The 12,864-nt window shown below is 48.0% G+C and carries 8 protein-coding genes; 3 read left to right on the top strand and 5 right to left on the bottom strand.

All coding sequences use genetic code 11. The features are described 5' to 3' along the window. Nucleotides 1-14 precede the first annotated feature (14 nt). From galU to ACXHJ2_RS22050, 4 genes are read right to left on the bottom strand one after another with little or no spacing between them, the layout of a single operon-like run. Nucleotides 15-896, bottom strand: coding sequence for a UTP--glucose-1-phosphate uridylyltransferase GalU (gene galU / locus ACXHJ2_RS22065; RefSeq protein WP_040102337.1), 882 nt, complete (start codon nt 894-896; stop codon nt 15-17). Then, nucleotides 893-1,315, bottom strand: a complete 423-nt coding sequence (locus tag ACXHJ2_RS22060; RefSeq protein WP_025674426.1) for a GtrA family protein — start codon at nt 1,313-1,315, stop codon at nt 893-895. Before ACXHJ2_RS22060 ends, galU begins: the two co-directional genes overlap by 4 nt. A gap of 3 nt (nt 1,316-1,318) precedes the next feature. Next, nucleotides 1,319-2,410: a glycosyltransferase family 2 protein gene (locus tag ACXHJ2_RS22055; protein ID WP_058831192.1), complete on the bottom strand. Its 1,092-nt coding sequence runs from the start codon at nt 2,408-2,410 to the stop codon at nt 1,319-1,321. A gap of 17 nt (nt 2,411-2,427) precedes the next feature. Then, nucleotides 2,428-4,710 (bottom strand): ArnT family glycosyltransferase, encoded by a 2,283-nt coding sequence (locus ACXHJ2_RS22050; RefSeq protein ID WP_185156543.1) that lies wholly within the window; start codon nt 4,708-4,710, stop codon nt 2,428-2,430. A 241-nt stretch (nt 4,711-4,951) separates the two neighbouring features. Here ACXHJ2_RS22050 and ACXHJ2_RS22045 point away from each other — a divergent pair, with 241 nt between their 5' ends. Together ACXHJ2_RS22045 and ACXHJ2_RS22040 are read left to right on the top strand one after the other, a co-directional pair. Beyond that, nucleotides 4,952-5,638, top strand: coding sequence for a response regulator transcription factor (locus ACXHJ2_RS22045; protein WP_014599406.1), 687 nt, complete (start codon nt 4,952-4,954; stop codon nt 5,636-5,638). Continuing rightward, nucleotides 5,635-7,131, top strand: a complete 1,497-nt coding sequence (locus ACXHJ2_RS22040; RefSeq protein ID WP_165083183.1) for a sensor histidine kinase — start codon at nt 5,635-5,637, stop codon at nt 7,129-7,131. The genes ACXHJ2_RS22045 and ACXHJ2_RS22040 overlap by 4 nt, the downstream gene beginning before the upstream one ends. A gap of 83 nt (nt 7,132-7,214) precedes the next feature. Here the strand turns inward: ACXHJ2_RS22040 and ACXHJ2_RS22035 are convergent, their stop codons facing one another. Continuing rightward, nucleotides 7,215-11,504: a S8 family serine peptidase gene (locus ACXHJ2_RS22035; RefSeq protein ID WP_165083181.1), complete on the bottom strand. Its 4,290-nt coding sequence runs from the start codon at nt 11,502-11,504 to the stop codon at nt 7,215-7,217. Between the two features lie 362 nt (nt 11,505-11,866). On the opposite strand from ACXHJ2_RS22035, the gene ACXHJ2_RS22030 reads away from it, so the two are divergent. Next, entirely contained in the window at nt 11,867-12,802 is a 936-nt protein-coding gene (locus ACXHJ2_RS22030; RefSeq protein WP_269203392.1) for a manganese-dependent inorganic pyrophosphatase, read from the top strand. Nucleotides 12,803-12,864 lie beyond the last annotated feature (62 nt).

Below are 12,864 nucleotides of genomic sequence, written 5' to 3'. Positions count from 1 at the left end.
AGGAGGAAATTTGCCTATTTAATCATTGAAGCAAGCGCCCACTCACGCATCATGGAGTCAAGCATTGGACGCAAATCTTCGCGCTGCATGCCCATGTGGAGCACTGCTTCCAGATAGCCAGCTTTATCACCAATATCGTAGCGTGTGCCCTCCAGTTCCAATGCAAGCAGCTGGTTTTGCAATGCTACTTGATGCAGAGCATCTGTCAATTGGTATTCACCGCCCGCTCCAGTGGACATGTTCTCCAATATGGAGAAAATAGAAGGCTCCAATACATAGCGACCAATGACAGCCTGCCGCGAAGGAGCATCTGCCGGGGATGGTTTTTCAACAAGTCCGCCGACTTCATGAATAAGGCCATTTTGGTGAGTGGAGTCAATAATGCCGTATTTACTTACATCCTGTTCTTCTACCGTGCGCACGCCGACCACTTGCTTGCCAGTGGCTTCGTATACATCCATCATCTGACGAATCGCCGGAGTGGAGGAATTCATAATATCATCGCCCAATAACACGGCGAAGGGCTCATCGCCAATGAACTGACGGGCGCAGCGTACCGCATGTCCCAAGCCGAGCGGTTCTTTTTGGCGGATATAGTGGATGACTGCCTTGCCTCCGATGCTTTGAACTTCACGCAGAAGATCATATTTTCCCTTGCTCTCCAGTACTTGCTCCAGCTCTACAGACTTGTCAAAATGGTCTTCGATGGCTTTTTTATTACGCCCCGTAACGATAATGATGCTCTCAATTCCAGATTTGATGGCTTCTTCAACGATATATTGAATGGCTGGTTTATCTACGATTGGAAGCATCTCTTTTGGTAAAGCTTTCGTAGCTGGCAAAAAACGGGTTCCCAAACCGGCGGCAGGGATAACGGCTTTTGTAATTTTTCTCATAGAGATTCACTTTCCTTTCGGGATGGGGAACCGAACACCCAGTATCGGCTCCCGATATAATTGATGATCATTCCGGCTGCGGTGGCGATCAGCTTGCCTAAAGCAAGCGGCAGCTCGGTTTCAGTGTGAAGCACTTGCAGCAATAAGGAGGTTATCCCCAATACGATGAGGTTGATGACGATAAACTTGAGTAACTGACCTTTGCTTGTGTTGTTTGCTTGTTGTTTGCTGAATGTCCATTTGCTGTTCAAAATATAACTGTTGGCTGTGCCGCAGCTGTACGAAATGATCTGCGCTACCACGACCGGCACTCCGGTCCAAGCCAGTAGCATAAAAATGATATAATCTACTCCTGTATTCACCAGACCTACGATGCCAAATCGGATCATAGGAAGCAGCTGGGCCATGCGACTTTTCATAGATTAGGCCCCATGACCGGATTTGGGTCCAGTATATACCGCGCTGTTGTCGCGTACTGTACGTCCGCCCGAAATCAGACTGTCACGGGCTCCTTTCATGTACAGGGACTCGCGTTGTTCAGGAACCTTCATAGCATGTGTCGGACCGTTATCGTATTGTCCACCCAGACGCTCACGGACAATGTAGAGTGGACGTGCTTTGGTTTCGTCATAAATCCGTCCAATATATTCACCCATAATACCGAGAATAATCAGAATCACTCCGTCGAAGATCAGGCTGATGCTAATCATGGATGACCAGCCTTTCATCACATAGGAATCGGTGAAAAAGTTAAGAAACAACACATACATCAGATACAGGAAGCCGGACATGGACAAAAGTGCGCCGATATAACCTGCCAGCTTGAGCGGCTTAATCGAAAAGGATGTGATCCCGTCGAGACTGAGCTTGATCATGCGTTTTAGCGGATACTTGGTTTCGCCTGCGAGCCGCTCATCGCGCTCATATTCAACAGCAGTTTGTTTAAAACCGATCCAACTGACCAGACCGCGCACGAATCTGTTATTTTCCGGCAGACGTTTCAATTCATCTATGACCTTGCGATCCATTAGGCGGAAGTCCCCGGTGTCGACCGGGATATTAATATCCGTTGATGCTTTAAGTACGCGGTAAAAGAGGCTGGCAGACCATTTCTTGAAGCGAGTTTCACCATTGCGTTTGAGTCGTTTGGCGTAGACGACTTCATAGCCTTCCTTCCACTTGTTAGCCATCTCAACAATCAGTTCCGGCGGGTCCTGGAGGTCAGCGTCAATGACGACGACTGCCTCTCCCACCGCATAATCCATCCCGGCGGTAATTGCTAGCTGATGACCAAAGTTGCGAGAGAAATCAATCAATACAATCGTGTCATCTCTGAGACTGAATTCCTTGATGAGTTGAACGCTGCGGTCCGAACTTCCATCATTGACGAAGATCAGCTCGTAGGGCTCGCCCATTGAGCCCATAACTTGTTTCAGCCTCCGGTAGGTTTCCGTAATAACGGCTTCCTCGTTGTACATCGGGATAACTATGGAATAACGGATAGGTTCACTCATTCGTAGTTCCTCCTCATTTATAATGTGATTTCGTATAAAGTACCGCTTCCGCCACGCTCGTCTCCGCTGTTCGTTGCTTTCACTGCTGTACTTGTTTCTGCTGTGGTTGTTGTTTTCCATTCATCTGTAGGGATTACTTTGCCGTGTTCCTTGATCCAAGCAGTGACTTCGGAGTTGCCGCCGTCCGGTCCACCGCCGCCACCAGAAATCATAAAGTATTTCACTTGCCCACTTTCGACCAGCGCCTTGATTTTATCGACGGTATAGACCGGATCGGAAGACACAAAACCGTTCATAATAATTACTTTTTGTCCGGCCTCGACCAGGTAAGGAGCGGCTGTTGAATAATTGCTTGCTGCGAAAAGATAGGTTTCACCTGTGTTATTTTTTTGCAAGTAGCTCAATGTTTTTTGATCTAAACTTTGGCTACCGTTCGGGCCTCCCATTCCTCTGGAACGGGTAGAAGTTTTTTGTTCCGTGTCTGTACTTGTTTGTGTGCTTGAAGTATTTCCAACAGAGTTGGAATTCTCTGCATTTTGAGTCTGGTTATTCATTTGAGTTCCTTCGGCTTGTTGACCATTGAAGCTTGCACCTCTATTGCCATCATTGCGGCCTGGCATTCCGCCACCGCCGTCGCCAAATTGAGTCGGTCCAGCTTGTGGGATCATGCTGTTCCCCCCGTAGACGATTGGTGTCAATGCCCAGTACACAGGGCCGATAAACATAGCGAGTACACTTGCGATAATGGCATATCTTGTGAACTTCTCGGATTTCATTCGTGCTACCACCAGGAGTGCTGTGCCGATGATCCCTAGGATCAATACCGCGATGGACCAGCTACTGCCGATGGTATCGTTGTAATTTTGTAGAATGAACCAGCTAAATACCGATGTTGCTAATACTGCCACGGGTAACAGCCAGGAGAGCCAGTTGGAACGCTCACGATACTGCTGCCACAATTCTACGAATCCTGCTCCGAAGAGCGCTGCAATCGGTGGTGCGAGCATAATTAGGTAATAATGATGGAAGAAACCTGCTACGCTGAAAAATGCAGCTACGGGAATCAACCAGGCGAGCCAGAAGATAACTTCTTTATGTTTCCGTGTGATATTACGGCGTCGAATACTGGCAAGCAGGCCGATGGAAGCAATGATTGCGAACGGAAGCAGCCAGCTGGCTTGGCCTGACAGGGAAGATTGGAACAACCGCAAAGGTCCCTTTTCACCAGTACCGAACATGCTGCCACCGGAATTTCCACCCGGGCCACCGCCTGGACCACCCTGGCCCTCTCCACCTTGTCCGTTCCCCCCGAATCCGCCGGGTGGTATTTGACCACCTGCACCGGGTCCGCCTGCTGCCATATTGTTGGCACCAGAGTCATCCGTAGTGGTAGTGCTGTTGGAGGATGTAGTCGTCTGGATCTGATCCGTGTTCGTAATGTTGCTATTCGTTGCAGCGTTATTGTTTTGCTCTGAGCGTTGACCGCCACGATTGCCACCTGTTCCCTGATCTCCTGTCAGGCGAGACAGGCCGTTATAACCGAAGGCCAAATTCAGTACAGAGTTGGTTCCGCTACTCCCCATATAAGGACGTTCATCGGCCGGAGTGGAATCCACTACGACTGCCCAAGAGAGCGATACAATCAGGAGAACCACTGCCGATCCTGCCAACGTTATTGCTTTTCGTTTCCAGTTATACTTGGAAGCCAGCAGATAGAACAGGCCCAACGCAGGAACGATCATATAGGCTTGCAACATTTTTTCGTTAAAGGCAATGCCGACGACTGCGAAAGCAGCCAGGATCAGCCCGGTTTTGCTATTTTTAAGGCCTCTGAACAATAGCCAAGTTGCGAGCAATAATGTGAAGACCAACATGGCGTCAATGTTATTCGTGCGGCTAACCGCTACGGCTATCGGTGTGGTTGCCATGGCGAAGGCAGCCAAACGTGCGGCCAGTGTACCAAAGCTCGGTTTGACGAGTAAGTAAACGAGCAAGACCGATCCGACCTGAGCCAGTGCCTGCGGCAGGATCACGCTCCATCCGTGAAGTCCGAATATATAGGCGCTCAACGTCTGAATCCAGAACACCACAGGCGGTTTGTCTACCGTTACCGATCCTGCAGAATCAAGTGAGGCGAAAAAGAAATTGTGAAAACTCTGCAGCATGCTTGCTACTGCCGTCGTGTAGTAGGTGTTTACGTACTTGTCTTGCCAGATGTTGTATCCGTTCAAAAATGCGGATATCAGCATAATGATGATCAGGGGGATGTCCGCCCTGGTCTTAAACCATTTCTTAATCATGTTCATTCCACTCCCTGTGAAAGTTTCTTTGTATTTATTCCGATCTTGGCCCGGTGAACTACCGGCTTGCTATTATCATGCCAGACGTACCTTAATGGGTTCTGAGCGCTCCCTGAACGTTAGCTGAAAGCTGGGGTGAGGTGCTTTTTTTACGGCAGGATTCAGGTATATTAGATACAGGTAAAAATGAATCGACTTTTAATATGATAAAAATGAAGCAATATGAAAGGGAAGATTAATAATGAATCCAATACACGGAGTTAAGATTATGCTGGCGGATGACGAGCCTCATATTTTGCAATTTTTAGAGCTTGGACTGATTAATGAAGGATATGAAGTCAGAACCGCCGAGAACGGGAGTGATGCACTCGATCTGGCAAGAGAGTTTCGTCCGCATGTAGCGGTGCTGGATGTAATGATGCCTGAAATGAACGGATTTGAGGTATGCCAAAGTCTCAAGGAGACAGAGGATAACATCGCAGTTATTATGCTGACCGCCAAGGATGATGTGGATGATCGGGTAAAAGGGCTCAAGCTCGGCGCGGATGATTATATCGTTAAGCCCTTCAGTTTTAATGAGCTGCTGGCTCGTATTGAAGCGCGTTTGCGAAATCAGTTCCCTGACCTGTTGGGGGAAGTGGTTCACGGACCCTTTCAAGTGGATGACCGACGAAAGGAGATTCGCTATCAGAGTCAGGTGCTGGAGCTATCGCCTACCGAATACGAACTATTGAAGTTTTTGGTGTTAAACCACGGAATCGTACTGAGTAAAAGTCGTATTCTGGACCGAGTCTGGGGGTATGACTTTGGGGGCGAGGATAATATTGTGGAAGTGTATATTCGCTCCTTGCGAGAAAAACTCAAAGATAAGGAGCATCGGGTCATTCGGACGCTGCGTGGTGTTGGGTACCGAGTGGATCTGTTATGAAGGCGGGGAGGAAAAAACGGAGAAAATATGCGCTTCGTTCTCTCCGGTCCCAGCTTTTGGCCAGAACCTTACTCATTTTGGCATTGCTGCTCGTGTTGATCGGTTTTCTCCAATACTTTCTAATGAAAGATTTTCTGTATCGCAGTCGAGCAGACGCTATGAATACACAGCTGAATTCAATTCCTGTCGACTTATTGATTAAGGATTCACAGGAAAATAGTGGGAATGGGATCGCCGCTCCCCAAGATGATACCAATCGGAGAGGTAATCGACCGGGGCCGTTTCTGTTTTGGCCGGATATGTCGCTTGCTTCTATAGGTATAGACGGCACCTTTCAGAGCTTGTCCAACGAAAATGGGCTTAAACCGCCGCGCCTCACCACTCAGCAGTATCAAGCAATGCAGCAGAGCAAGCGCATGCGTCACGGCTATCAATTAATTACGGATGCACAGGGAAAAGAGCAGCTGGTTGTGTTTCGACCGCTCGGTCCACCAGACCGTTCGTCAGGGTTACTTCAAATGGGCGTCTCCACGAATTCCATGCAAGAGCAGCTGATTAATCAACTCCGCACCTTTATTTTATTGTCTCTGATTGCACTTGCGATTGGTTTGGCGCTTATGCTTCCTGTGCTTCGCCGTACATTGGTGCCCCTTTCCAGAATGGTCGAGGCAGTCAAACGTATTGATGCGGGCAATTTGGACGAGCGCTTTGACGCAGAGCAGGGTCAGTATGAGGTAGATCGCCTGGCAGTTTCATTTAATGGAATGCTGGAGCGGCTGGAGCATTCTTTTGCTGCCGAGCGGGAATTGCAGATGCAAATGCGACGATTTATTGCGGATGCTTCTCATGAACTGCGTACCCCGCTCACATCCATCCACGGGTTTTTGGAAGTGCTGCTTCGTGGAGCAGCATCCAATCCGAAGCAGCTCCAATCAGCACTAGAAAGTATGTATGGTGAATCCAAGCGCATGAACAAGCTTGTCTCTGATTTGCTATTGTTGGCTAAGCTGGACCGAACACCGGAGTTGAAGCTGGAAGATATATCGCTAGATGCATTGCTGCTGGAAATGAAGCCACAGCTCCTTATGCTGGCAGGCACACGTAAGGTATTTTTTGATATGACGGCAGGTGTTCGGGTATTGGCAGAAGGCGATAAGATCAAACAGGTCGTACTTAACCTGTTTCACAATGCTGTTCAACATACCGATATGGAGCAGGGAGTGATCCATGTCAACTTATCGGCTGGTAAGAAGCTAGCAGATATTCAAATTCGTGATAATGGACCCGGCATGGGGAAGGAACAGCTGGAGCGGATATTTGAGCGATTTTATCGTGGAGATGAATCGCGTACACGCAGCTCAGGCGGAGCGGGCCTTGGTCTGGCTATTACGCAATCAATCGTGGAAGCACACGGAGGGAGCATTACAGCTGAAAGTACACTGGGAACGGGAAGTATATTTAAAGTAACGCTGCCTTTAGCAGGAACAGTATAGTATCGCAGATTATGGTCTAACATAAGAATAGCCCCCCGAACCGCGACTTTGGTTAAATAACGGCTCGGGGGGCTTTGTAATTGTTAGTTAATGAGTGCAGCTTTTTGTAAGAGAACATGCAGCACCTTGGCAGATGCCTCACGTGTTGTAGGTACATTCGGTTGGAAGTAGGAAGAGCCTTTAATCGTGGCTCCGTTAATAATACCTGCCGCACTTACTTTTTCAATACTGTCCTTGGCATAGCCTGCAAAGGATGAAGTATCATGGTACGGTGTGCGTGCAGGACCATCGGCTGCTGTTTTGATTTGAAGCAGGTCTACTGCTTTGCCCAGCACAACAGCAATTTCTTGACGACTGATATTTGCTTGCGGATCAAACTTGTCGTTGTTGCGACCTGTAATCAATCCGGCCTCATAAGCGGCCGCCACATCCCCGGCATACCAGCTCCCTGCCGGAATATCACTGAATGGTGCAGCAGTACCTGGTGTCAGGCCAAGTGCCCGGGTGACCAAGGCTGCAAATTCTGCACGCGTCACGTTTTGCTTCGGTGAGAATTTCGTGTCGGTTGTGCCGTTAATGAGCAATTTATTTGCAAGCGATTGAATTTCGGATTGGGCATACGACGATGAAATATCTTCAAAGCTAACAGGTCGTGTCGCCGCTGCATACGTCGAGAAGCCCGGACGGCTTACCTTAACGACGGTAGATCCATCAACTTGCTTGGTGAAGACGGATGGGACGGGATAGACATTTCCGTTCGCTGTATAGAGCACACCGGCTGTATTAGGATCAATTTGACCAGGTACGGTAAAGGATCGGCTAATAAATTGTCCTGGCGCAACTTTGAGCGGTTGGCTCTTACCGCCAGTGATTACGTTGGCCTCAAACCCTACCGGGGTGCCGATCACATTCGAGCCTTTAAGCTTGCCTGTAAATGTGCCGCTCGCCTCTGCTTGGCTGCTGATACTCACTTCAATGCCTGCACCTTGAGGTGCATTTTTTAGAGCTGATACTGGCAATGCTAGGGAAGAACCTGTATTGCCCACAATCAGGCTGCTTCCTGCTGCGGCTTTGCCCAGCGTTGCCAGCTGTGACGAAGTGAGTGATGCTTTAGTCGTTTGGCCTGCTTGGCTAGTAGCCGACAATACGATAGCTGTCGGGCTGGAGCCAGCTGTTGTCACAGCAGCCTGCAGGTCTGCATCAGCTACTGTCAGTGACTGTATATTATTGTTTAACGCAACGGCTGTAGGCACAGCTTTTACAGCTTGTCCTTGCTTCACTACGCTTTGCAGTGAAGGTGCAGATGTAGCGACAGGGGTGGATGTATTAGTTGCAGCAGAAGGTGTAGTATTGCTTCTGCCGCCACCTCCACCCCCGCCGCCACTACTACCACCGGATGGGGCACTATTATCCACACGGATCGATTTAGTGGCAGTGAACAGTTTAGGACCATCGGTATTGCGTTCGACTTCTCCCTTTTCATTCAGTTCTGGAGAGCTGACTTCCAGCTTGTACACGCCATCCTTCAAGTGCTGAATAACAGGCTGACCGTTAGCATCCAGAACAGGCTTGCCATTGTCATCAAATTCAACGTAACTTCCGCCAATCCCCTTGAAGGAATATGCGCCTTGTTTGAGGCGAGCGTTAGTACCTTGCTCCTTGGTAGTGGCAATCCCATCAATCAGACCGATCAGCTTATCATCTAATCCATATACATAGAGCGCGATCTGATTGGTTTTATCTGTGGTCAGACGGAAAGCCAAATCTGTTGTGCGCTGCGCACCTGTACGATTTGGGTAAATAATCGGGTTCGTGAAACTCAGGTCCTGCAAGCCGAAGCCTGTCGTTGGATTTTCTTTGCCGACATGCACAACGAACGGAAGATGAAGTGTCGGCTGTCCAGCGCTTTTTAGAATAACCTCTCCTTCATATACACCAGTAGCTGCATTCGCACTTGGTTGTACAGACAGGAAGAACGGTTGCGATTTGCCTGGTTCTGCCGAGATAGATCCATTCGCGCCAACCCCCTGCAACTGAACGGCAATGTTGCTTACGTCAGGTGTTGCAATAGGCTTAGTTGGATCAGAGGTGACGTTATCATGTAAAACGTAGCTGGCTTCATACTGCACAGGGTTTGCGGACAAGTTTTTGAGTTGAAGCTGGATCTGCTTCGCATCACTACCAGGTCGTAACAGCCCGAAGCTGGCGGAAGGATTATAATTCACAACCTCCTGCCGATTAAAGTTCTTGTCAAGAATCGTAATCTTTTCAACGGTTTCCAGCAGGGCTGGAGTCTGAATCGCATTCGCAATGTTTACAAGACCTGCACCTTGGGAATACACATCATATTGAGTTTTATCCTCATCATAGAGTGTAACCGAAGTGTTTGCCAAAGCAGCGCGGATATCAAACGGTGTCCAGTTCGGATGCTGCTGCTTCAGCAGCACAGCCAGTCCAGCTACATGTGGGGATGCCATACTCGTTCCGTTGCTGCGTTTGTAAGCTTGCTCATAGGATGCATCTGGATAGAACTTGGCGAAGGCAGGGTACGTCGACAAAATGCCAACACCCGGTGCGCTCACGTCTGGCTTGATACTCAGCAGTTCATCTCCATTTGGTCCACGGGAGCTAAAATCGGCCATGGTATTACCTGCATTATCTGTGCGAATATAGTTTGCTCCAAAGGAAACGGAGAACTTTTCTCCAGCGTTGTCCACGATTTGCTTAGCAAGTGCACGGCCTTCCTTACCTTTCATGTCAAAAGTTGGAATAAAGTCGAAGCTGTCACCCAAATTGGAATTAACGTAGTCATCGCGACCTGAAATACTTTCCCCTAAATCAGCCTTGGTAATGTCACCAGGTTTCGTATTTCCATTGAAAACGATCACGGCTTTCGCGCCGTTTTCTTTCGCATTTGTGATTTTATCTACGAATGCCAAGTTGCCCCGTGAAACGAGAACAATCTTTCCTGCTACGTCTTTTCCTTCAAAATCATCAGGTTGTCCCAAATTAGCATATACAAGCTCATAAGGGGCAGTTCCCAAAACCGAGGCAAAGTCTTCTCTGCCTGTCTCCCAGCCCATCAAATTAAAATCGTAATGTGCATAAGCATCAGCAGTTACGGTTTTCTTTAATTCACCGTTAGCCTCCCAATAGGAGTCGCGTGTGACCGAGGCTGTGCCCGAGAAGCTTTTGCTCGGTGAAGTGGCTGCACCAACGGAAATCGCCAGCTGGGATGTTGCGGGAGAACCCATGGAGTAAAAATAGGGCCCTTGTTGTGCAGCGTTACCGTTTGCGATGACCGCGACTACCCCGGAAAGTACCGCATTATTGATGGCAATGGCGTCTGGGGAGTTGGGATCCTTTTCAGAATCCGAGCCTAGCGACAGGTTGATGACGTTCATGCCATCTTTGACAGCACGTTCTATACCGTCAATGACCTGTGCCGAGGAACCGGAGGAACGACCGGTCTTGGTATTGCGTCCAAGCACCTTATATACGTATAAGTCCGATTTATAGGCAATCCCTTTTTGTACAATATCTGAGGATTTATTCGCGGCTTTCCCGGCAATTGTACCGGAGACGTGAGTACCATGTGTCGTTCCACTAAAACCTGTGCCGTATGGATCATTCTCTTTTTCAAGGAACGGTTCCTCGTAGGGGTCGTTGTCCTGTTCAAAAGAGTCATAACCGCCTTTGTAGGCTTCTTTCAAATCCGGATGCTCATAATCGATACCGGTATCAATAACCCCGACCTTGATTCCCTCGCCATTCAATCCTTTGGCCCAGGCTTCAGGAACACCAATTTGGTCCAGTGGCGCATTGTCATAAGTGGCTTCGTTGGCTGTAAGTGTTGGCGGGTCCTGCACGGGGATAGAATAATATGTTTTGTTTTCGTGAATGGATTTAACGCCTGGTAGTTTAGCCAATTCTGGAATTTTATTGGCTGGCACTGTAACCTCCAGTCCGTTAAGCACCGTGTTGTACTGGTAATTTACTTGAAGAGAAATACCGTGCTCAGCGGCTTGGTCTACGAACGTGGTTTGCTCGGTGGCGATCGCAGATTCGGCTTTTTGCTCGGATTGAGCGGTGAAAGCTTTGGCGCTTGAACGTGCTGCATATTTGTCCACTGCTAGGGGCTCACCATCAAGCTGCACGATGACTCTGACCTGACGGGAGGAGTCTGTACTCAGCTCAGGTGAGATAAAGGCCGGAGCCGCCTCAATAGTTAATGCTTCCTGAGCTTTTAAAAATGAATTGATTTGTAGATCTGCGGTAGCGGCAGAACTGAAAGACGGCAGAGATAAGCTTACCGTCAAGGCAAGAGCGAGTGATACGACAGGTATTTTTTGCAAAATGATCGGCTTTTTCAAAGATTTCCCTCTTTTCAATCAAAATATGATATCTCTACATACTAGGATTTGAAGCCACTGCCGTTGTTCTCACGCCTCCCTTAATATCTAAAATAATAGAATTGACCACTGGTGACTAACTTGCCAGTTTTGAGGCATATCTTACCATATTGGTGGGATATATTACTATATGTTTTTTATATTTTTAGAAAAAATAAGGTTAACTTCACATGTAGATTCCATGGAAATGTTATGAATTTACTAGATTATTTTTGAAATCAATCGAAGGGGAATGGGAGAATGCAAGATTTAATGATATAATCTGCATTGGAATTGTTGAGGTTACACAATCACGTAAAATGCTTAAGGTGAAGGAGTCGATTATGTTGGCAAAAACATTGATTTTTGGGCATAAAAATCCGGATACGGATACCATTTGCTCAGCTATTGCTTATGCAGACTTGAAAACCAAATTGGGTGCGGACGTAGAGCCGGTTCGTCTGGGAGAGGTTAACGGGGAAACGCAGTATGCGCTGGATTATTTCAAAGTGAGCGCGCCGCGTCTGGTTGAGCAGGTTGCTGCTGAAACAGACAGCGTCATTCTGGTCGATCATAATGAACGCCAGCAAAGCGCAACAGACATTGACAAGGTGCGCGTAACTGAAGTCATCGATCACCACCGGATCGCTAACTTTGAAACAAGCCAGCCGCTGTACTTCCGCGCTGAGCCAGTAGGTTGCACAGCCACCATTTTGAACAAGCTCTACAAGGAAAACGGTGTAGCCATTCCCAAAGAAATCGCAGGTCTGATGTTGTCCGCGATTATTTCCGATTCCCTGTTGTTCAAATCCCCGACCTGCACAGATCAGGACGTAGCCGCTGCCCGCGAACTGGCCGAAATTGCTGGTGTAGATGCAGATCGTTACGGTTTTGACTTGCTTAAAGCGGGTGCTGATTTGAGTGGTCACACGATTGAGCAATTAGTAAGCTTGGACGCAAAAGAATTCCAGATGAATGGACGCAAAGTGGAAATTGCACAAGTGAACGCAGTAGACGTAAACGATGTGCTGTCCCGTCAAGCTGATTTGGAAGCTGCATTGGCTCAAACCATTGCAGCTAAAAATCTTGATTTGTTCTTGTTCGTCGTAACAGACATTGTGAACAGTGATTCCATTGGTATTGCGCTAGGAAGCCAAGCCCAAGCAGTTGAAAAAGCCTACAATGTACAGTTGGATGACAATAAAGCTGTTCTGAAAGGCGTCGTATCGCGCAAATCGCAAATTGTGCCTGTATTGACAGAAGCTTTTAACAGTTTGTAATGATATAAAATAAGCCTCCTGAACCCGACTGCATGAAGGCAGTGGTAGCAGGAGGCTTATTT

This window comes from Paenibacillus sp. ALE3, assembly GCF_054113405.1.
The sequence above is the reverse complement of the archived record's forward strand: the minus strand, read 5'-3'. Positions and strand labels throughout refer to the sequence as shown.

Excerpts from the sequence above, each read along its gene's own strand:
- galU (WP_040102337.1), bottom strand. The coding sequence starts at position 896 with ATGAGAAAAATTACAAAAGCCGTTATCCCTGCCGCCGGTTTGGGAACC.
- ACXHJ2_RS22060 (WP_025674426.1), bottom strand. The coding sequence starts at position 1,315 with ATGAAAAGTCGCATGGCCCAGCTGCTTCCTATGATCCGATTTGGCATC.
- ACXHJ2_RS22050 (WP_185156543.1), bottom strand. The coding sequence starts at position 4,710 with ATGATTAAGAAATGGTTTAAGACCAGGGCGGACATCCCCCTGATCATC.
- ACXHJ2_RS22055 (WP_058831192.1), bottom strand. The coding sequence starts at position 2,410 with ATGAGTGAACCTATCCGTTATTCCATAGTTATCCCGATGTACAACGAG.
- ACXHJ2_RS22040 (WP_165083183.1), top strand. The coding sequence starts at position 5,635 with ATGAAGGCGGGGAGGAAAAAACGGAGAAAATATGCGCTTCGTTCTCTC.
- ACXHJ2_RS22045 (WP_014599406.1), top strand. The coding sequence starts at position 4,952 with ATGAATCCAATACACGGAGTTAAGATTATGCTGGCGGATGACGAGCCT.
- ACXHJ2_RS22030 (WP_269203392.1), top strand. The coding sequence starts at position 11,867 with ATGTTGGCAAAAACATTGATTTTTGGGCATAAAAATCCGGATACGGAT.